This window comes from Clostridium tertium (assembly GCF_902652255.1).
Classification (GTDB): Bacteria; Bacillota; Clostridia; order Clostridiales; family Clostridiaceae; genus Clostridium; species Clostridium tertium_A.
This window is the reverse complement of sequence record NZ_CACRTO010000048.1, coordinates 101,011-123,418: the sequence shown is the minus strand read 5'-3', so window position 1 is coordinate 123,418 and position 22,408 is coordinate 101,011. Positions and strand designations below refer to the sequence as shown.

Annotated in this window: 21 protein-coding genes; all 21 read left to right on the top strand. The window is 27.2% G+C overall.

What is annotated here, in order from left to right; all coding sequences use genetic code 11:
* Positions 1 to 168: 168 nt before the first annotated feature.
* The 21 genes from GPX08_RS15785 to GPX08_RS15685 all read left to right on the top strand — a co-directional run bounded on the left by GPX08_RS15785 (position 169) and on the right by GPX08_RS15685 (position 22,363).
* Positions 169 to 1,017 (top strand): sialate O-acetylesterase, encoded by an 849-nt coding sequence (locus GPX08_RS15785; RefSeq protein ID WP_045144199.1) that lies wholly within the window; start codon positions 169 to 171, stop codon positions 1,015 to 1,017.
* Between the two features lie 54 nt (positions 1,018 to 1,071).
* On the top strand, positions 1,072 to 1,581 hold the full coding sequence (locus GPX08_RS15780) for a PadR family transcriptional regulator (protein ID WP_045144198.1): 510 nt from the start codon (positions 1,072 to 1,074) through the stop codon (positions 1,579 to 1,581).
* Between the two features lie 128 nt (positions 1,582 to 1,709).
* Complete coding sequence (locus tag GPX08_RS15775; protein ID WP_118429711.1) at positions 1,710 to 2,048, top strand: hypothetical protein; 339 nt, start codon at positions 1,710 to 1,712, stop codon at positions 2,046 to 2,048.
* A gap of 19 nt (positions 2,049 to 2,067) precedes the next feature.
* On the top strand, positions 2,068 to 2,373 hold the full coding sequence (locus GPX08_RS15770) for a hypothetical protein (RefSeq protein WP_118429712.1): 306 nt from the start codon (positions 2,068 to 2,070) through the stop codon (positions 2,371 to 2,373).
* 74 nt (positions 2,374 to 2,447) lie between these two features.
* The gene (locus tag GPX08_RS15765; protein WP_156627774.1) at positions 2,448 to 3,074 is read left to right on the top strand and encodes a hypothetical protein; all 627 of its coding nucleotides are present in this window, start codon (positions 2,448 to 2,450) and stop codon (positions 3,072 to 3,074) included.
* Positions 3,075 to 3,157: 83 nt separating this feature from the next.
* Entirely contained in the window at positions 3,158 to 3,469 is a 312-nt protein-coding gene (locus GPX08_RS15760; RefSeq protein ID WP_142419201.1) for a hypothetical protein, read from the top strand.
* Entirely contained in the window at positions 3,432 to 3,572 is a 141-nt protein-coding gene (locus GPX08_RS15755; RefSeq protein ID WP_156334272.1) for a hypothetical protein, read from the top strand. The genes GPX08_RS15760 and GPX08_RS15755 overlap by 38 nt, the downstream gene beginning before the upstream one ends.
* Positions 3,573 to 4,992: 1,420 nt before the next feature.
* Positions 4,993 to 5,244 carry a Mor transcription activator family protein gene (locus GPX08_RS15750; RefSeq protein ID WP_032116765.1) on the top strand — a complete coding sequence of 84 codons (252 nt, stop codon included), beginning with the start codon at positions 4,993 to 4,995 and terminating at the stop codon, positions 5,242 to 5,244.
* A 619-nt stretch (positions 5,245 to 5,863) separates the two neighbouring features.
* On the top strand, positions 5,864 to 7,540 hold the full coding sequence (locus tag GPX08_RS15745) for a recombinase family protein (protein ID WP_156627773.1): 1,677 nt from the start codon (positions 5,864 to 5,866) through the stop codon (positions 7,538 to 7,540).
* Positions 7,541 to 7,762: 222 nt separating this feature from the next.
* Positions 7,763 to 8,431 carry a D-alanyl-D-alanine carboxypeptidase family protein gene (locus GPX08_RS15740; protein WP_156627772.1) on the top strand — a complete coding sequence of 223 codons (669 nt, stop codon included), beginning with the start codon at positions 7,763 to 7,765 and terminating at the stop codon, positions 8,429 to 8,431.
* Between the two features lies 1 nt (position 8,432).
* Positions 8,433 to 9,128, top strand: a complete 696-nt coding sequence (locus GPX08_RS15735) for a response regulator (protein ID WP_156627771.1) — start codon at positions 8,433 to 8,435, stop codon at positions 9,126 to 9,128.
* Positions 9,129 to 9,165: 37 nt separating this feature from the next.
* A complete protein-coding gene (locus tag GPX08_RS15730) occupies positions 9,166 to 10,233 on the top strand; it encodes a two-component sensor histidine kinase (protein WP_156627831.1) in 1,068 nt (355 codons plus the stop codon).
* Positions 10,234 to 10,506: 273 nt separating this feature from the next.
* Positions 10,507 to 10,935, top strand: coding sequence for an NUDIX domain-containing protein (locus GPX08_RS15725; protein WP_156627770.1), 429 nt, complete (start codon positions 10,507 to 10,509; stop codon positions 10,933 to 10,935).
* A 1,195-nt stretch (positions 10,936 to 12,130) separates the two neighbouring features.
* On the top strand, positions 12,131 to 13,564 hold the full coding sequence (locus GPX08_RS15720; RefSeq protein WP_156627769.1) for a 6-phospho-beta-glucosidase: 1,434 nt from the start codon (positions 12,131 to 12,133) through the stop codon (positions 13,562 to 13,564).
* A 316-nt stretch (positions 13,565 to 13,880) separates the two neighbouring features.
* On the top strand, positions 13,881 to 14,711 hold the full coding sequence (locus GPX08_RS15715; RefSeq protein ID WP_156627768.1) for a PRD domain-containing protein: 831 nt from the start codon (positions 13,881 to 13,883) through the stop codon (positions 14,709 to 14,711).
* Positions 14,712 to 14,861: 150 nt separating this feature from the next.
* Positions 14,862 to 16,724, top strand: a complete 1,863-nt coding sequence (locus GPX08_RS15710; protein ID WP_156627767.1) for a PTS beta-glucoside transporter subunit IIABC — start codon at positions 14,862 to 14,864, stop codon at positions 16,722 to 16,724.
* A gap of 611 nt (positions 16,725 to 17,335) precedes the next feature.
* Complete coding sequence (locus tag GPX08_RS15705; RefSeq protein WP_156627830.1) at positions 17,336 to 18,004, top strand: response regulator; 669 nt, start codon at positions 17,336 to 17,338, stop codon at positions 18,002 to 18,004.
* A complete protein-coding gene (locus tag GPX08_RS15700; RefSeq protein ID WP_156627766.1) occupies positions 18,001 to 19,011 on the top strand; it encodes a sensor histidine kinase in 1,011 nt (336 codons plus the stop codon). Before GPX08_RS15705 ends, GPX08_RS15700 begins: the two co-directional genes overlap by 4 nt.
* 98 nt (positions 19,012 to 19,109) lie before the next feature.
* Positions 19,110 to 19,877, top strand: a complete 768-nt coding sequence (locus tag GPX08_RS15695) for an ATP-binding cassette domain-containing protein (protein WP_156627765.1) — start codon at positions 19,110 to 19,112, stop codon at positions 19,875 to 19,877.
* Positions 19,867 to 21,915: an FtsX-like permease family protein gene (locus GPX08_RS15690; RefSeq protein ID WP_156627764.1), complete on the top strand. Its 2,049-nt coding sequence runs from the start codon at positions 19,867 to 19,869 to the stop codon at positions 21,913 to 21,915. The genes GPX08_RS15695 and GPX08_RS15690 overlap by 11 nt, the downstream gene beginning before the upstream one ends.
* Positions 21,916 to 22,210: 295 nt before the next feature.
* On the top strand, positions 22,211 to 22,363 hold the full coding sequence (locus GPX08_RS15685) for a cytochrome C551 (RefSeq protein ID WP_156627763.1): 153 nt from the start codon (positions 22,211 to 22,213) through the stop codon (positions 22,361 to 22,363).
* Positions 22,364 to 22,408 lie beyond the last annotated feature (45 nt).

Sequence of the window (22,408 nt, the reverse complement as noted above, 5' to 3'; positions counted from 1 at the left end):
TTAAGTAAAGTAATTATATATAAGTAGGGGTATATAGGAATATCTACTTATATGAGAAATTTAATTGACATATAGTCTAATTATACTATAATAATTAATTGTAAACAGTCTAATTAGACTATTATTAATTACGTTAGTTTTAGATAAATAAAAGAAAGGATGAAAAAAGTGATTAAATCAGTTTTAATGTTAGGTCAGTCCAATATGGCAGGAAGAGGTTTTATTAATGAAGTTCCTCCAATTTATAATGAAAGAATACAAATGTTACGTAATGGTAGATGGCAAATGATGACTGAACCTATTAATTATGATAGACCTGTTTCTGGAATAAGTTTAGCAGGTTCATTTGCAGAAACATGGTGCTGTAAGAATCAAAATGATGTTATTGGATTGATTCCTTGTGCTGAAGGTGGAAGTTCAATAGATGAATGGGCTACAGATAAGGTACTTTTTAGACATGCGATAAATGAAGCTAAATTCGCTATGGAAATCAGTGAATTAATAGGAGTATTATGGCATCAAGGAGAAAGTGATAGTCATAATGGAAATTACAAAGTATATTATGAAAAATTACTTTTAATAATTCAAGCTCTTAGAAAAGAATTAAATATCCCAAATATTCCAGTTATCATTGGAGGATTACCAGATTTTTTAGGAAAAGAAGGGTTTGGAAAAAGTTGTACTGAATATAATCTTATTAATAAAGAATTAGAAAGATTTGCTTTAGAACAGGATAATTGCTATTTTGTTACTGCATCTGGTTTAACATCTAATCCTGATGGTATTCATATTAATGCAATTTCTCAAAGAAAATTTGGATTAAGATATTTTGAAGCTTTTTCTAATAAAAAGCATGTATTAGAGCCATTAATGAATGAAAGTGATTTAGAAAATTCAATTTGTTCAAGAGTACCTACTAAGACAGAAAAAATATATATAAAAAGTATGGATTTTGCATTAGGGAAACTAACATATGATGAATTTTTAGCACAAGTTACACTAATTAATAATGACTAAATATAGATAAAAAAGTAGTATACTATAAAGTAAAAATATAAAGGAGATAATATTTTGATACCATTATTAATTTTAGGTTTAATAAAACAAAATCCAGGTTCTTATGGATATGAATTATTATCATTAATGGAAGAGAGACATTACAAATATATAGTTAATTTTACTAAGGGGTCTTTTTATTATAATCTTCAAAAATTAGAGGAAAAAAAATATATTAAAAGAGTTGATAGGTTAGATAATGTTAGAGAAACTCAAAATTATATTATAACCGAACTAGGGAATAAAGAATTTGAAAAGTTAATGTTTAAGTATGGTTCTAAAACTGAGTATATAAATTTACCTTTTTATGGGGCAATGTTATTTTTTGATGAATATAAAAAAGAGAACTTAGAAAAAATAATAGAAATTCAAATAGAGCAAACTAAGGAAAAAATTTTTTTACTAGAAGAGTCTATTAAAAATGATAATAGTGTTCAGATGTATTTTAAAAAGATGATGGAAAATTCACTTTCTCATCATTTAGTGAATCTTAAATGGTTTGAAGAGTTAATAAAAATTTTATAAAAGGTTTTTTGTTAAAAGGTGCTAAGAAAGTAAAACTGCTTAATATATAAATATATATTATAGTTAAGAAACTTCTACATGTAATTAGATTACATATAGAAGTTTTTATATTTTAAGGAGGGTTAATGATGAAGAAAATTTATAAGAAAAATCAATTACTAGAAGTTAATAATATACCATCGGAAGTAATTGAAAGTATTAGAGAAACAATTGGAGTACTAAATGAAAATTATGGAGAAAATAGAGATATAGAAGCTGACTTAGGTGGATATGTACTTATAGCAGAAAATATCGTAGATATCGAAATACTGAAACAAGATAAGTTACAAGGGTTAATACCAGAATATACTGATATAATTGAGTGTAGTGAAGGAGTTAATTGGACTTCTTCACTATTTTTACTTTCTAGTGATTTTTCAATTGTAGTAGTAACAACAGAAGAACTTTCTAAGTTTCTAATAGAATAAGACAGGGAGGTTCAATAACATGAGTAAGAAGAGTGAAGAAAAGATAATAAAGGAAACTAAATATTGCAAGATAAGAAACCAAGTAAAAGTTGGAGCAGGAGAGTATACATACTCAATAGAGAAAATCTACATCAAAGAACTAAAGCGAGATGAAGTAAGGTTCTGTGTATACAAAGCAACTAGAAGAGGTGATGAAACATACATTCCAAGAAGTCTTGATGTAACAGAGCTAGAGCTAATAGAACTGATAAAAGAGTCAATAAGAGAGAAAGTATTTTCAGAAGAATTCATTGAAATGTTAAAACAAGAAATAAGTAAAATCTAAAAGTCTTAATTGCTATAAGAATAGTGATTAAGACTTTTTGCATTTAAATAAAAGTATAGAAAGAGGGAGTATAAATGTTTAATAAAGATAATGTATTCATTGCAGTTAATGAAGAAGTTTCTTCAATAATTCAGCAATATATAATAAGAGAAATTAAGAAGGTATTAGATAAATACAAGAGTATAGTAACAGAAGAAATAAGTAGTGTAGAAAAATTAATAAACAGCATAAGCAATGAAGAATTAATGGAAGAATTCCTAAATGATTGGAGTATGTCATTAAAAATAGCAAAAGAAATTGGAGAAAATGAAGTTGATGACAGGATAATTTCTATGTATCAAAATCTAAAATGTAATGGATTAGAAGAATTATCAATAGGTCATGTTATTAATTGGTGTAATGAGTTAGATGAACAAGGTTATGTAATGATTGATGATTATAGCATAATTTATAAAAGTTCAGCTAATCTAAAAGATATTGCAATAGAATTATTAGATGATATGCTTGATGATGCAATTCATGTTGATGCCTTAATAGATAAGGACTCACTAGTTGAATATTGGATAGAGCAAACAAGTAAAGAAGAGGTAATAGATGACTTAATTAGAGGAAATAATATTGAAGAACTATTAGGGCTTGTTCCAGAAACCATATATGAAGATGAATATAATAAATATTTATATTCTGAAATAGATTTTTAAGAGGTTATATCTTAGTTAATAAGGTATAACCTTTTTACTTTTTAGATAAAGATGAAAAACTAATAATAAGGAGAGAACTAAAGATGTTCAAGAAAGACAATAGATATGTAACAAGAGAGGTAAATGAAGAAGTAGATATAAGGTTGCAACTAATGATATGGTCTATGCTTGATAAGCTAAAAGATGAAGGAAATGTTGAACTGGATTACTTACAAATTTTCAAGATAAGAAAAGATGGTAATAAGATTGTAATAAATCAAAGTCAAGAAGTTCCTGAATATTCATACACATATGAAATAGAGCTAGAAGATATTCAGATAGATGATGAGATTAAGTTATATGTAATAGATAACGGAGTTGAAGGAAGTATTATATTATTTCCTTGGGAATATTAATGATAATGAGGAGAAAGTCATGGATATAGTAACAGTAATAAAGGTGCTTGGAACAGTATTAACAGTTGTAGCAACTTCAATAGAAGCAACAACTAAGAAGTAGTATTAAATAAGGTATCATCACAATTAATAAGAATAATAAATTAATTGTGATGATATTATAACAATAAGCTAATTTTTTTTATAACAATAATAAACTACTAGAAAATATCGTTGTAATAGTAGTGTCGATGTAACGATAGTGACGATATTTTCAGTGAGAATAAGATTGAGGAGAAAGAATAGAAGAAGTCCAAGTAAAGATGTAATTTATCTTGAACGTAGGGTAAATAGAAAAACTGTAACTACAATCAATCTAAGTACATCTAAAAAGCAACGTTAACACATCAGAAAACAGATATTTTAGAAAATGTGAATAAATGTAGCCATAGGAATGAAAAACTGCGAAGAGAGGATAAATTGAATGTTTTCTAAATAAGATGGTAAGCAATAAAGATAAATCAGTAAATAATAGCTTCATAACTATACAAGCGAGGATAACAAGGCATGAAAGACTATGAGATGGTGAAGTCATAGGAAATCCTAGGCTCAATAATTCCACTTGAAATCAAGGATAAGTCATAACATATAATATGTACAGGAAAAATCTAAATTCACTCAAAAATAAAAAGAATTGAAATGATAAAACATAAAAATAATGGAACTTGGAACTAGGGAATAGGAACTAAGGACTTGGGACTTGGAAAGAGTAACGGGGGGATAGGGGGGCTAAAGCCTTATAAAAAAATAAGAATTGAAATAGATTAATAAAAGTCTATTTCAATAAAAAATAAAATAAATAATAAGAGGTAAATATAATAAGAATAAGTAAATACAATAATAAAATAATTAAGAATAATTATAAATAAAAATAAATGATTAATAAATTTCAATAATAATAAGTAATAAATAAAAGATTATAACAATTAAAGTTACTGAATAATAAAGAAGATATAATAACTATATCAATTAATACTAATAGAATTAAGAAAATCCAATAAATAATAGATAATAATAGAAGGCGTTATAAATGTAATATAAAAGAAAGCATATAGAATAACCAAGATGTTATAAGTAATAATAAACAATAAGAATAAAAATAAAAAAGAGTAGATAAGTTATTTTCAATAAGTTGATAAGAACTAAATATAATAAGAAGTTATAATAACTATAATAATTGACATCAATAGAATTAAGAAAATCTAATAAAGTTACAATAGATAATAAAATCATAACAATAGATAGAGATAAAAATCTAATCTACAAATAAAGAGAAATACATCAGAAAGCAACAATAACATACTAGAAAACAGAGATTTCAGAAAGTGAGAATAAATAATAGCACTCAAAATAAAAACAACAAAGAAAGACTAAATCAACTGTTTTAATTGATGTAGTGAAATATATATTATAAATCTGATTGAAGAGTTAATGTTTCTAATAAAAGAAGCATTAACTCTTTTTATATTTTAGGAGGAGTAGATATGAATAAGTCAGATTATAATGGAGTATACGAAGAGTTAGTCGAATTACTAGGATTAGAAAATACATTAAAAATACATAAATATTTCAGAGGTCAACAAGTAAACTTTCCAATGAGATTATATTCTAAAGAGTATATAGAAGAATATCTTATAAAAAATTATAATGGTAAGAACTTGAAAGAATTATCTAAGAAGCTAGATTACACAACTAATTGGTTGAGGAAGATGTTAAATAAGATTGAATTTAGTTAAAGTAGTATTGGATTGATAGAGGTTGTAAGTAGGTCTAATTTAGGTTGAATAGCAGTAAAGAAAATCAATAAGTTGGACGTAAGGACATATTAAATTTCTAAATAGAGGTAAAAAGAGTTACATAAAAAGAGAATGTAAGTAAGAAAAGAGTGAAAGCTCTATGCGACCATACGTCCAAGAGCAATGAAATCAATAATTGAAGAAAAAGGTAATAAGTCCTAAATAGAACCAGAATCAACACCAAGATGTATAATTCCCGTAAATCCCGCAAACCCATAAAAAAATAATAGGTCTATAATAAATAGAAAAGAGAACTAAAAATAAATAAGTTTTTATAACAATAATAAAATCTTACGGGATTACGGGAAAAACGGGGAAGCAAGATGAATCCAATAATAAGAGCGTAATAAATGATTGGGGGAAAGGGGGCAAAGTAGTAGGGCTAAATAAAATTAAAAAATAAAAATTTATTTTTTATAAATAAAACTTTTTATCTACTTATCTACCTTTACCCCTTACTATCAAAGAATAATTGTAATAGAAAATATCGTCATAACCGTAGTACCGATAGTGTCGATATTTTCAGTAGAAATAAGTTAATGATTATAGGAGAATAAAAATGAATATAGATAAAGTAAATAAGATAGAACAGGTTGCTATATACTGTAGAGTAAGTACAATAGAACAAGCAGAAGAAGGATATAGTATAGATGAACAAGAAAGACTTCTAAGAGATTGGTGTAATAGGATGAATTACTCAGTTTATAAGGTATATTCAGATAGAGGAATAAGTGGTAAAGAGGTAAAAAATAGACCAGCACTAAAGGAACTTCTAAAGGATGCAGAGGAAAGAAAGTTTCAGATGGTGATTTCTTGGAAGATTAATAGGATAAGTAGAAAGCTTTCAGATGTTCTAAGGATAGTAGATATACTGGAGCAGAATAATATAGCTTTCAATTCTTATTCAGAGCAATTCGACAATAGTACACCAGCAGGAAAAATGCAATTCCAGATGATGGCATTGATAGGAGAGTTTGAGAGAGGAACAATAGCTCAAAATGTAAAGATGGGGATGTGTGCAAAAGCAAAATCAGGAGAATGGTGTGGAGGTAGAGTTTTAGGGTATGACCTAGTTCCTGTTGAGAATCAAGAAGGAGCTAAAAGAAGAAAGAATAGACTAACAATAAATGAGAAAGAAGCAGAAGCAGTTAGGTTTATTTTCAATGAATATGTTAATGGGAAGGGATATAAAGCTATTACTAATCAACTGAATAAGCTATGTTATAAGACTAAGAAAGGGAATGATTTTTCAGTAGGTTCAATACGAGAAATTCTAACTAACCCAGTATACATAGGAAAAGTTAGATACAATGTAAGACAGAACTGGTCAGAAAAGAGAAGAAGAAATATAAATGCTAATCCAATAATAACAGATGGAATACATGAAGCAATAATTGATGAAAAGCTATGGGATAAGGTACAATCAATCATGGAAAGTAAGAAAGGTAAGCCTTCAAGAATATATGATGGTGAGTATCCACTAACAGGAATACTAAAGTGTCCTAAGTGTGGGGCTGGTATGGTGATTTCAAGAACTACTAATAAGTTAGCTGATGGAACTAAGAAGAGAATAGCTTACTACTGTTGTGGAGCATGGAAGAATAAAGGTACAAGCGTATGTAATTCTAATACAATAAGAGTTGATAAAGCTAATGAGTATGTATTCAATAGGATTTCAGAATTACTTTCTAATGAGAAAATGGTTAAATCTATAGTAAATAACATTAATAAAGAAAGACATAAAAAGATAAGTCCAGCTAAGAAAGAGCTAGAAAGAATAGATAAGGAGCTTGAAAGGATAGATAGGAAGAAAACTAAGCTTTTTGAAGCATATGAAGAAGAGATAATATCTAAGGAAGAGTTCAAGGAGAGAAAAGATGAGCTAAACAAGAGAGCTAAAAGTCTTCAAGAGGAAAAAGAACCATTGCTAGTTACACTTTCAGATGACATAAGTGAAGAAATACCGTATGAATTCATAAAGAGTATATTAGAGAATTTCAGTAAAGTTCTAACAGAAAGTGCAACAAGAGAACAACAGAAGAAGTTACTTCATATGATAATATCAGAAATAACTATAAATGAAACAAGAGAAATAGATTCAATAAAACTAAAAATAAATGATAGCTTGGTTGACTATATAAGTAAAGAAGAAGGAGTGTCTATAAAGGATACTCCTTCTTCTTTTATGCTAAGAAATGTTGGAATGAGTGTATTGAATTTGGATATTACTATATAATAAATAAAGAAAAGTATTTATATAGTATATCTGTGATTTTCACAAATGCTACGTCAAAGGGGGGATTTTAGTTAGATGAGTTAATTAGAACATTTAGAGTGTTAATATTATATTAGTTAGTAAAAATATAAATAAACTTAAGATTTCGTAAGGATTTTTTTAAATTGATGTAAATTATATCTTCTATAATGAAGTTGAGATAAACAAAAAGGAGTAGAGGATATGAAAAGAGTATTTAAATCAATTTTAGGTTTTATAATAATAGTGTTATTATTTTTGTATGCAGTGGATATTACAAGCTATAATCATGGACAAGAAATCAATAGTAATATAAATAATATTTTAGTTTTAGTAAATAGAAAAAATGGATTAGATAAAAATTATATACCAAAGGATTTAAGCATACCCGAAATACCATTTTCTTATGGGGTAACAGATGAAGAAATGCATGTAGCAGGTGTTATGAAAGAACCACTGGAAGAGTTAATAAATGCAGCTAAAAAAGAAGGAATAACTTTAATGGGTAATTCGGGATACAGGTCTTATAGTTCTCAGAAGATTTTATATAACAATAGAGTAAGAACAGAAGGTAAAAAAAGTGCAGATGCATATGTAGCTAAACCAGGATTTAGTGAGCATCAAACTGGGTTATGTATAGATATTACAAATGAAGGTAGGTACTTTGTAGAAGGAACAGTAGAGGCTGAATGGCTTGAAAAAAACTGTAGTAAATTTGGATTTATTATAAGATATCCTAAGTATAAAAAAGATATCACCGGAATAGAATATGAGCCATGGCATATTAGATATGTGGGAAAAGATGTGGCACAATATATTTATGAGAACAAAATTACATTGGAAGAATACTTAGAATGTAAAGTGAGGAGATAATATGAAGTATAATAATATTCTTGTAGTAGATGATGAAAAAGAAATAAGAGATTTATTAGAAATAAACCTTAGAAGTGAAGGATATATTGTATTTAAAGCTAGTTGTGGAAAAGAAGCTTTAGAAATATTAAATAGAGAAGAGATTGATTTAGTAGTATTAGATATTATGATGCCAGATATGGATGGATTGGAAGTTTGTAAGAAGTTAAGAGAAAATAGTAATATTCCTATTTTAATGTTAAGTGCAAAGAGTGAGGATATGGATAAGATACAAGGAATAATGACTGGAGCAGATGATTATATATGTAAGCCTTTTAAGAGTTTAGAATTAATAGTTAGAATAAGAGCATTAATTAGGAGGTCGTACTTTTTAAATTCTAAAATAGAAATTTCTGATGATATTATTAATATTAATAATATGATTATAGATAAGAGAAAGCATAAAGTTGCGGTCAATGAAAAAGAAGTAGTACTTACTGCTAAGGAATTTGAAATTTTATATTTATTAGCTACTAATAGAGGAAGGGTTTTTAGTGCAGAGGAAATTTTTGAAAAAGTTTGGAAAGAGAAGTATTATCAATCCAATAACACAGTTATGGTGCATATGAGCAGATTAAGAGAAAAATTAGAACAAAACTCATATGGAGATAAAATAATACATACGGTATGGGGAGTTGGATATAAAATTGAAAAATAATATAATTATTCATTGTTGGATAAGACCAATAGGTGATATGGGAATATCAGCATTAGTAACATATATAATAGCAAGTTTAATTAGAGAAATAATAATTTTATTATATAGATACACAAATATTAAACTTATCATCGCTATATACAATATATGGAATGCATTGCAATATGAGGATATTGGGAGATATTTGTATATAATTGTAGGATTACCTTTATTTTTATTAATAAATTATGGTATAACCTATAAAAGAAATAAAGATTTAGCTACAATTATAGAAGAAACACAAATAATGGCAAAGGGAAATTTAGATAGGTTAATAGATATTAAATCATATGGATATATTAAAAGTTTAGTAGATAATATAAATAATATGTCAATGCAACTAAAAAAAATGATGATAGAGGAAAGAAGAGCTCAGAAAACCAAAAATGATTTAATAACTAATGTTTCTCATGATTTAAGAACTCCATTAACATCAATAATAGGCTATCTAGAATTTATTGATTCGGATAAATATAAAGATGAATTAGAACTTAGATATTATGTTGATATAGCATATAAAAAATCTAAAGATTTAAGTTTCCTTATAAATGATTTATTTGAAATAACCAAAATGCAAAATAGCAATATTGTTTTAGAAAAATCACAAATAAATTTGGTAGACTTATTAGGAGAATTAGTAGTTTATTTTAAATATGAGTTTGAAAAAGCAAATATGAAGGAAAGAATTAATTTTTCAGAGGATAAGTTAATAATTTATGGGGATGCAAGAAAATTGGTTAGGGCATTTGAAAATCTATTATCTAATTCAATTAAATATGGAAAGGATGGATATTACATTGATATTATAACAAAAGTTGAAGATTCAATGGCTGTTGTACAAATTATAAATTATGGGGAAGCTATACCTGAAATAGATTTACCTTATATATTTGATAGATTTTATAGAGTTGAAAAATCTAGGAATAGGGAAATGGGAGGGACAGGATTAGGGTTAGCAATAACAAAAAGTATTATTGAGTTGCACTGTGGCTTTATTTCAGCAAGTAGTGATGAAAATAAAACTATTTTTGAGATAAGATTACCACTAAGCTATAATGAAATCTAACAATAATCTTTTTTATTAAGCATTATAATAAAGCATGAAAAACCTCACTTACCATTGATACGGAGAACCGTACCACAAGTAAGTGAGGAAGTACTATTAAGCTAGTGTTTTCAATGGTTAACAATGTTTTTGCTTGTGAAAATACCGTATCAGAAGTAAGATCGAATTAAAAAAAGAGTATCTTAGAGAGGTTCACCAAAGTTCTAGAAGAAAGTGAAACTAGAGAGCGATAGAATAAGCTTTTACATAGTATAATATCAGAAATAATTATAAATGAATTTGAATAGGTTAGTTATGAAATATGAGATATCAAGCGGAGCGGTAGTATTTACGCGTAAAGAAAATAATATTTATTTTGCGATTGTAAAATCTTTAGAAGGATATTATGGATTTCCAAAAGGGCATATTGAAGCAAATGAAACTGAAGAAGAGGCTGCATTAAGGGAGATATATGAAGAAATAGGTGTAAGAGCACATATTATTAAAGGATTTAGAACAATAGATGAATATCTAATTCCAAATAAGAAAGATGTTATTAAAAGAATAATATATTTTGTTGCAGAGTATGATAAGCAAAAGCTATGTTATCAAGAAGATGAATTAGAAGGCGCTTATTTAATGAAATATGAAGAAACAATGAATGTACTTCAATTTGATAGTTCAAAAAGAATATTAAAGGAAGCAAAGACGTTTATTAAATAAGTTATAATTTATAGTGGTGATATTAAGACTTTTAAATAGAAAAAATTATATAGGTTTATTTTTTATAAAAATTTGATATAATATAAGTGAGATTCTAAATTTTTGATTTAGTAAATCGAGCTAATGCAAGGCTAAATAAGAAAAACTTAGTGCGACAACACTAAGCAATCCTTAGAACATTTATTTTGTTTTAGGGCTATTGGAAATATAATTGGTTATATAAACAAAATGATGCTAATCTTTGCGGGATGGAGCATCTTTTTGTTTGCTTTTAATTTCAATATCAAGACCAATAAATTTTACTGAAATCTTTAAATAATGAACAAAAAGATTATGTTTTAAAACTAATCTAATTATATAAATAACAACAAAGTTCTTTATAATTAATTCTAGCATATCCAATACCACCCCCTAACTATGATGAAGTATCACCAAATAGTCCAAGGGGGATAAAACATTCAAAACCCCCGTAGCCATCCACTACGGAATTTATAAATAATACTTTAGAATTATACCATATTTATGTAGAATATATACACAAGAATAAAATGGAAAAACCTCATTTATAGTAGTTACTGAGAAGCATATCTGCGGAGAACCAAAATTATTAGGAAATATAATTAAAAATATAATGTATTAAGTCTTAAAAGAGCAGCTGAATTTAATTCAGTTGTTTTTATTTGAATAATTCAGATGGTTTTGTATAAATATGGTGAAATAAATTTCATTGTTAGGTGATATTGAATATGTGATTCAATAAGATTAAAATTAAAGAATAGTTAAATATAACTACAAAACCTAATAAATTAATAGAGACGGTAGAAGACGAAAAAGCCTAAAAAATATTAGAGATTTTTAAAACAAGCAATTTAAGGGGAGTCAAATAAATAAAGAGAAATATAACATTAAGTATAAATCTATATTTTATTTAATATAGATACTAAGAATAATATTTATGAGAAGGTTTTTTAATGGAAAGGTATAAAAGATAAATAAGTGAAATCGTTGACAGAGTGTTTAGATTGTTTTATAATGTGAATATAAAAATTGGATGGTTATTGTTAAAAGACAAGCTAGACCTATTTGTATGAGTTTATAAGGATTGTATTTTGTTCAATTGCTTATATCTCTACAGATGGGTCTTTTATTTTTTTAATAAATAATTCTAATTTGTAAATCTAAGGAGGAACATTCTATGGGATTTAGTAAAGATTTTTTATGGGGCGGTGCTACAGCTGCTAACCAATTTGAAGGTGGATGGAATTTAGATGGGAAAGGTGTAAGTACAAGTGATATGCTGACAGCAGGAACTCACACTACTTCACGTAAAATTACTAGAGAAACTATTGATGGATTAAATTATCCAAGTCATGAAGGTATTGATTTTTATCACAGATATAAAGAGGATATTAAGTTATTTGCAGAAATGGGATTTAAGGTATTTAGAATGTCTATAGCATGGACACGTATATTCCCTAATGGTGATGATAAAGAGCCCAATGAAGCAGGATTAAAGTTTTATGATGACGTTTTTGATGAATTAAAAAAATATAATATAGAGCCATTAGTTACTATTTCACATTATGAGATGCCTTTTAATTTAACTAAAAAATATAATGGATGGGCTTCAAGAGAGGTAATAGATATTTTTGTTAACTACTGTAACGTAATATTTAACAGATATAAGGATAAAGTTAAATACTGGCTTACATTTAATGAAATTAATTGCGGTACAAAGCCAGTAGGAGGATATCTTAGTCTTGGTATTTTAAATGAAGGCACAGAAGATTTATTACACCAAAATGATAACAAGCAGATTCGTTTTCAAGCACTTCACCATCAATTTGTAGCAAGTGCAAAAGCAATAAAGCTTGGTCATGGTATTAATAAGGATTTTAAAATAGGCTGTATGATTGCTTATATGACAAAATATCCTTATACATGTAATCCGAATGATATATTACTTACACAGAAGATGGATCAAGTGGCAAATGATCTTTGTGGAGATGTACATGTTAGAGGTGAATATCCTTTCTTTGCTAAGAGATATTTTGAAGAAAATAATATTGTTTTAGATATAACTGAAGAAGATAAGAAGATTTTAAAAGAAGGAACAGTAGATTATTATACATTCAGTTATTATATGAGTAACTGTGAATCATCAGAGGGTGGAAAAGACAAAGTTTCAGGAAATTTAGTTAGTGGAATTAAAAACCCATATCTTAAAGCAAGTGATTGGGGATGGCAGATTGATCCTAAAGGATTAAGATATGTTTTAAATAAGTTGTATGGAAGGTACAATATACCACTTATGGTAGTTGAAAATGGTCTTGGTGCTTTTGATAAAGTTGAGGAAGACGGCTCAATTAATGATGATTATCGTATTGAATATTTAAAGGATCATATAATTCAAATGAAGGAAGCTGTTAAAGATGGAGTAGACTTAATTGGATATACTCCTTGGGGATGCATTGATCTTGTAAGTGCAAGTACTGGTGAAATGGAAAAGAGATATGGCTTCATTTATGTAGATAAGGATAATGCTGGAGAAGGTACATTAGACAGAAAGAAGAAAAAATCATTTGAATGGTATAAAAATGTAATAAAAACTAATGGAGAAGAACTATAACTTACTTAATATTAATTCTATTATATTTTAAAATCTGATTTAAAAATGAAGAATAAATTATTTAATGCAAAACAAAATCGAGTTTTGGAAGCTTTTGATTAAAGTATATAAATTAAAAAAAAGTATTGACAAGTTATCATAAAAAAAGTATGATGAAATTGAAAATAAACGGTTACATTAACTTGGGATTGTTACTGATTCGATCAGGCTATACCTTAATTAAGTAGAAGGAATATTATATTTATTTCTTTTAATTAATTAAGGTTTTTATTTTTTAATATAGTCAAGTATAGAATAGAGTATGAGGTGATATGCATTGAAGATAGATAAAATTTTTAACAACAATGCAGTTATGGTTAAAGAAGACAATGGAAGAGATTCTGTTATCATTGGATGTGGACTTGCATTTAGAAAAAAAGTTGGCGATGAAGTAGATGAATCATTAATAGAAAAAACTTTTATTTTAAAGGAAAAGGATACTTTAGAAAAGTTTAAAATGATTTTAGAACACATACCTACAGAACAAATATCATTGTGCTATGATATTGTGGAATATGCTAAGAACATGTTAAACTGTGAACTTAATGATTATATTTATGTAACGTTAACTGATCATATAAGTTATACATTAAAATTATTTGATGAAGGAATAGAAAGACCAAATATATTGATTTGGGAAATAAAAAAGTTTTATCCTAAAGAATATAATATTGGATTAAAGGCTTTAGAGTTTATTGAAAGTGAGTTTGGTAAAAAGATTAATGAAGAAGAAGCCGGAAATATTGCACTTCACTTGATAACAGCGCAGATTAATGGAAAAAGCGATAAAACTGACATTGCTTATAGTATGACCAAAAAGATTCAGGATATACTAAATATTGTAAAATATACATTTGATATTGAATTAGATGAACAATCTTTAAACTATGAAAGGTTTATTACTCATTTAAGATTTTTCTTTAAAAGACTTAATAATAAAACACAGTATAGAAATGAAAATGAAGACTTTCTTTTACAACAAGTAAAGGAAAAATATAAAGATGCTTATAAATGTATGCTTAAGATACAAAAATATTTAAATATAGAGTTAAGTTATGAAGAACAGCTTTATTTGACACTTCATATTAAGCGTATTGTTAATAGATAATATAGAAATAATTAAATATTTAGGATTGTTACTGTTGAATCAGGCAAGACCATAGGTTTAAAAATACAAAAGTAATTTTAGTATTATTAAACTTTAGGTCTTGCTTTTTTATATATAAGATTATGATTAATTTAAAAGGAGCGATTGCTTATGAAATACGAAAATCTTGCAAAAGAAATAATTAAAAATGTTGGAGGTAAAGAAAACGTTAGCAGTTTAACTCATTGTATAACTAGATTACGTTTTAAGTTAAAAGATGAAAAAAAGGCCAACACAGATGTATTGAAAAATATGGATGGTGTAGTTACAGTTGTTCAAAGTAGTGGACAGTATCAAGTAGTTATAGGAAATCATGTTCCAGATGTTTATGCAGATGTAGTTGCCGTTGCAGGACTTTCTGAAGGTTCAGGAAATAATTCTTCAGAAAAGATGAAGACTTTCGATAAATTAATTGATATTATATCAGGAGTTTTTCAACCAGTACTTGGAGTATTAGCTGCAACTGGTATGATTAAAGGATTTTTATCAATGTTTGTTGCTTTGGGATGGTTAAGTACTGAAAGTGGTGCTTACACTATACTACAATCAATTGGAGACAGCTTATTTTATTTCTTTCCAATGTTCTTAGGATTTACAACAGCTAAGAAGTTTAATGTAAATCAATTTGTAGCTATGGCAATAGGTGCATCTCTTGTTCATCCTACAATAACAGGCATTGCAGGTAAGACAATTGAATTCTTTGGTATTCCAGTTATAATGCCTTCAGGTGGTTATGCTTCAACTGTTATTCCAGTTATAATTTCAATTGTATTTGCATCTTATGTTGAAAAGTTATTTAAGAAAATTGTTCCAGATATTGTTAAAACTTTTATTGTTCCAATGTTAACTTTAGTAGTAGTAGTTCCTGTTACTTTTTTAGCTATAGGACCAGTAGCATCATATGCTAGTGAAATATTAGGAAATATAACATTAGCAATTTATAATTTAAACTCAACTATAGCAGGTTTATTTATCGGTGGATTCTATCAAATATTTATTATGTTTGGTTTACATTGGGGATTAACTCCAATAGCAATGAACAATTTCGCAGTTTTAGGATACGACCCAATTGTAGCTACTTCAGTTGCAATATGTTTTGCACAAACAGGTGTAGTTTTAGCAATAGCATTAAAAGCAAAAAATAAGAAATTAAAATCATTATGTGTTCCATCAATCATTTCAGGAATCTTTGGTGTTACTGAACCAGCAATTTATGGTATTACATTACCAAGAAAAAAACCATTTATAGTAAGCTGTATAATAGGTGCAGTTACAGGAGGTATCATTGGTTTCTTTGAATCTAAAAAATATACGCCAGGTGGTTTAGGAATATTTGTTTTACCGAATTTTATAGGACCAAATGGACTTGACAAGGGATTCTATGGAGTTGTTATAGCAATGGCAGCAGGTTTAATTTTAGGATTTTTAGTAATGTTATTTGTAAAATTAGATCCAAAGGATATGGAAGATGATAATTCTAATACAGATGGTTCACAAAATGGTGAAAATATATTAGTTAAACAAGAAGTTATTTCAAGCCCATTAAAAGGAGAATTAACAGAGCTAAAAAATGTTGAAGATGAAGCTTTTGCTTGTGGTGCATTAGGTAAAGGTATAGCGATAATGCCAACAGAGGGGAAAGTTGTAGCTCCAGCAGATGGAATACTTACAACACTATTCCCAACAGGACACGCTATGGGAATTACAACTAATAATGGAGCAGAAATATTAATACATATTGGTATGGATACTGTAAAATTAGAAGGAAAACATTTCACATTAAAAGCTAAACAAGGAGACATAATTAAAAAAGGACAGACTTTAGTAGAGTTTGATATTAAAGCAATTGAAAAAGAAGGATATTCTTTAATCACACCAGTAATCATAACAAACTCAGATAATTATTTAGATGTTGTAGAAATCGATAAAAAACAAATAGATTTTAAAGAAGATTTATTAACAGTAGTAATATAATTTAGTTTATAAAAATTATTGATTGTAGATATTACTCATAATATCTGACATGAAATAAAACTTCAGTTATTAGTGAGAATATAGATGTAATTACAATATATTAGTATTAACACAGGCATTTTCTAATCATAACACCTTAAAGTTACAGTATGAAGATTGTAACTTTAAGGTGTTATTTTTTTATTTGAGAAAATTAAAGTATTATTAAAAAGTGAAATAAGTTTATGTTGAAATGCCATATTGGAAAGGATTCATAAATGGATGTCCACAATGGTGAGGTGAAGATGGTAGACGGATTGAAGCTTCATTAGAACCAAGCGGACTGCAACTATATGCGGAACTGCCGCAAGAAGAATGGAGTGAGTGGTTAATACTTTTAAAAGATAAATTGACTGCTGTATTAGGTTATTCTGTTGGTGAACCGGAAGATGGATATGATTTCAAGTATTGAGACTAAGACAAATTCCAGGTTTCATGATAGATAAAAACCTTACTTAATACAGATACGGAGAACCGCATAATAAGTTAAATGTGGCTTTTTATAAAACTTACTATATTCAAATAATGTATAATAGATATTGAGAATAATTTAGAATGAGGGTTTGATGAGTATGTACACTATAATGATAATTGATGATAATGAGAAGCTGCAAAATGAGATTGGAAATTTGCTAGTTAGCAATGGATATTCCATTAATAAGCCAAAGGCTTTTGATAAGATACCTCAAGTAGTAAAAGAAAATAATCCTGATTTAATTTTATTAGATATAAATTTACCGAATTATGATGGGTTTCAAATATGTACAGAGATACGTAGTTTCTCAAAGATACCTATAATTTTTATAACAAGTAGAAATACAAATATAGATGAACTTATGGGAATTACTTTAGGTGGAGATGATTTTATAACCAAACCATATAATACTCAAATTTTATTGGCAAGAATAAGTTCTCTTTTAAAAAGAGCTTATCCAGGCAAAGGAAGTAGTGATGTAATTGAGCATAATGGAGTTAAGATAAATATTTTATCAAGCACAGCAGAGTGTAATGGAAGATCTATTGAGCTTACTAAAAATGAGTTTAAGATATTACATTATCTATTAATCAATAAAGGAAAGATAGTTTCTAGAGTAGATATTATGGAATATCTTTGGGATAATTCAATATTTGTAAATGATAATACTCTTACAGTTAATATAGGTAGGATAAGAAGCAAGATTGAGGAAATCGGAGTAAAGGATTATATAAAAACTAAAAGAGGGCAGGGTTATTTGGTATGAGTTTAGGTGATTTCTTAAAAAGTAGAATTTTGGTTATATTTTTAAACTCAATTAGCTTAATAACTTTATTAATTTTTCTTTTTAGTGTTGGAAATACCTTAGATACTTTAAAGGTTATATCAGCTACATGGATTATAGTGCTTGGAGTTTATCTATTTTTTCAATATAAAAATAGAAAAGATTTTTACAATAATATTTTAAAGAGTATAGATAACTTAGATAAAAAATACTTAATAAGTGAGGTTATCGATAAGCCAAGGTATTTAGAGGCAGAACCTTATTATCACTTATTAAAAAAGGCTAGCAAGTCAATGAGAGAAGAGATAAATTCTATTAAAAATAGCAGGCGAGAATATAAGGAATACATAGAACAGTGGATACATGAAGTTAAAACACCAATAGCCTCTATTAAGCTTATAGAAGAAAATAATAAGACAATTACATCAAGAAGTGTTTTACAGGAACTTGAAAGTTTAGATAGATATGTGGAACAAGCTTTATTCTATGCTAGAAGTGAAGAGGTAGAAAAAGATTATTTAATAAAGGAAATGTCATTAGAAGAATGTATAAATAAAATCATAATAAAAAATAAGCAAATATTTATTTTTAATAATATAGATGTTGAAATAGAAAATGTAGATAAGAATGTATATTGTGATAGTAAATGGCTTGAGTTTATAATTAATCAAATTGTTATTAATGCTATAAAATATAGAAATTTAGAAAATCCAAGAGTAAGAATATATACTTATAACGTTAAAAATGGAGTTCAGCTTATAATTGAGGACAATGGAGTTGGAATACCTGAAGAAGAGATAAATAGAGTCTTTGAAAAGGGATTTACAGGTAGCAAAGGCAGGATACATAATAAATCTACAGGAATAGGTTTATATTTATGTAAAAAGTTATGTAATAAGTTAGGATTACTAATAAATATAGAGTCTAAGGAAAGCTTATATACAAAGGTTATAATCACATTTCCAAAAGGGAGTTTTGTGGTGAGATAAGTAGAAACATATAAGGTGACAACATTGTAACATTAAAGTAATATTAAATCGAATTAGATAGGGTATAAATGATGTACAATCCTATTGAGGTGAGATAAATGGAAAATATATTAAGCTTAAAAAACGTTGAAAAATATTATGGAAATAAGGGGAACGTAGTCAAAGCTGTAGATGATATTAGTTTTGATGTATATAAAGGTGAATTTGTGGGTGTTATGGGGCCCTCTGGTTCAGGTAAGACAACTCTTTTAAATCTTATAGCAACAATTGATGATGTTAGTTCTGGGAATGTTTTTTTAGATGGAAAAGATTTAACGGAAATAAATCAAAAGAATATAGCGAAATTTAGAAGAGAAAATTTAGGGTTTATTTTTCAAGATTTTAACCTTTTAGACACATTGACTATTCATGAAAACATAGCCTTAGCTCTTACTATAAATAAAACTAAAAAAAGTGAAATAGATAATAAGGTTTTAAGCGTTGCAAGAGAACTAGGAATAGAAGATTTGCTTTCAAAATATCCTTATGAGGTATCAGGAGGACAAAAGCAAAGAACTGCTTGTGCAAGAGCATTAGTAACTAATCCTAAGTTAATATTAGCTGATGAACCAACAGGAGCACTTGATTCAAAATCAGCTCAAATGTTAATAGAAATGATATCAAATTTAAATAAAGATTTAGATGCAACAATATTAATGGTGACTCATGATTCTTTTACAGCTAGTTATTGTGATAGGATACTATTTATTAAGGATGGGAAGATATTCACAGAATTATTGAAAGGTGAAAATACAAGAAGACAATTTTTTAATAAGATATTAGATGTAGTAGCATTATTAGGTGGTGATGTTAGAGATGTACGCTAAGCTAGCTATAGGTAATGCAAAAAAGTCTATTAAAGATTATCTAATTTATTTTATAACTATAACAATATGTGTAAGCTTATTTTATGCCATTACATCACTTTCTAGTTCCAGTTATGAACTAATTACTGAGGATTCTTATAACTTTAAAGCCTTAAAGTTAATATTACAATATTCAACTTATATAATTACAGCTATTCTTATTATACTTATATCTTACGTAAACAAATATATGATAAGAAGGCGCCAAAGGGAGTTTGCAACATATGTATTACTTGGAGCAGAACAAAAAAGTGTAGCACTTATGTTTTTTGTTGAAACACTTGTAATTGGAGTTTTAGCTATAATAGCAGGAATATTTGTAGGAACTTTATTTTCTCAAGCAATTACAGCCATAGTTTTAATAAGTGCAAAACAAGAAGTAACATTTAGTATGAAGTTATATATGGATACATTAGGAGTTACATTTACATTTTTTATATCTATGTTTTGCATAATAGGATTATATAATTTTATGGTTTTAAAAAAAATAAAGCTTATAGATATGTTAAATGCGCATAAACAAGTTGAGTTTCAGTTTAAAAGAAGTGGCAAAGCATATAGTGTAATATTTGCATTATCAATAATTTTATATGCTATTTGTGGTAGTTGTACTATTAAAATATTAAATTCAAAAATTGATTACAGTATTGAGTCACTGATATATATAGGGGTATCATTAATTACTTTTATAATTGCAACTTATGCATTATTTTATTCTATTTCCTATATAATGGTACACATAAAGGACAAGTGGATTAATTTTAAATATGAAGGGACAAATTTATTTTTAATAGGATCAATAGTATCTAAAATAAAGACAGCACCAATACTAATGGCTACAATATCAATGACTTTTTTAGGGGCTATGATAAGTTTTATAATAACACTTGTAATGGCTCAATGGGCCCTTGGATATTTAGATATGAGAGTTCCTTATGATATAGATATAAGAAATAATTATAATTCAAGATTTTTAGAAGAAGCTAATATAAGTAACATTAAAGAGCTGCCTAAATTAGATTATAGTGAGGTTATAGATTACTTAAATGATAAGGGCTATGATATAAAGAACTACTGCCAGGTAGAAAAATATATCATAAAAGCTGATGATAAGAGTACACAAGAGCTAGCAATAAAATTAAGTGATTTTAATAAATTAAGAGCAATGCTAGGATATAAAGAAATAGAACTTGAAGATAATGAATTTACTACACAATGGTATAGTGCTTCTACAGATGAAAGAATAAATGAGTATGTAGATAAAAATTCTCAAATTGTTATTGAGGAAGAAACATATAATATTAGTGAAAATTCATCCTATAAAGAATCCATCGGAGAAGGATTTTACTACAATACAGAAAATATTATAATTTTACCAGATAAAGTACTTGAGAAACTTGATTTTGTAGAAACTAATTTTGTAGCTAATATTAAAAATAAAATGAGTTATGAAGATGCTGGTGATTTTAAAATTAACTATGTAAATGATTGGTTTAGAAATAATAATTCTGAATTCGTTAAAAAATATAGTGCTGAGCGAGATATAACATATAGGGTAATTGATACGAGAATTAATTCATTAGAAACTAATAATATTTTAGTTACAACTTTAGCTATGAGGATTCTGGGAATATATTTAGGCGTAGTACTTCTTATGATAAGCTTAACTATACTATCACTTAGCCAACTTTCTGACTCTATTGAGCATGAAGATAGATTTAATGTGCTTAAAAAGTTAGGGGTTGAAGGTAAGGAGATAAATAAGATTATATTAAAGCAGGTTTCATTGTATTTTATAATTCCTATAGGTATAGCCATAGTTGGTGTTTCAATATTTATATACAACTTTTATATATATTATAAGGATGTAATTACTGTTTTCGTTGGTGATACTACATTTATTTTAAGTGTGATTTTTGGAGTTGCCTTGATGATTAGTGTTTATATATGTTATTTTATAGGAACATATTATTCTTTTAAAAGGAATGTTAACAATTAAATTAGGCAACTAATTAAAAAGTATATTAAAATTTATAGATTTGAATTTAGATTATAGAGTAGATGCAGTTTAAGCAATGTAATTTTACTTATATACAATGTTGTTATTACAAAATATTGTAATAATTTTAATTATTTTAAATAAATAATTAAAAAAGGTTGCAATTTGATAAATATTATGTTATTATAAATGAGTAGCAAAGTTGCTAACAAAAAAAGTTTCATTTAGGTAAATAGTTTCTCGTAAATTAGAGATTATTGTATCAATTTAGAATCTTTAATTTTAGGAGGAAGTTATGTCAGATAAAACAATAACATGCAGAGATTGCGGAAGCGAATTCGTATTTACAGTAGGAGAACAAGAATTCTACAAAGAAAAAGGATTCGAAAATGAGCCAACAAGATGTGTATCTTGTAGAAGAGCTAAAAAAGAACAAAATAGAAGATAATTTTAGATTGTTGAAGGTTGTAGTTTAAACTACAACCTTTTTTGA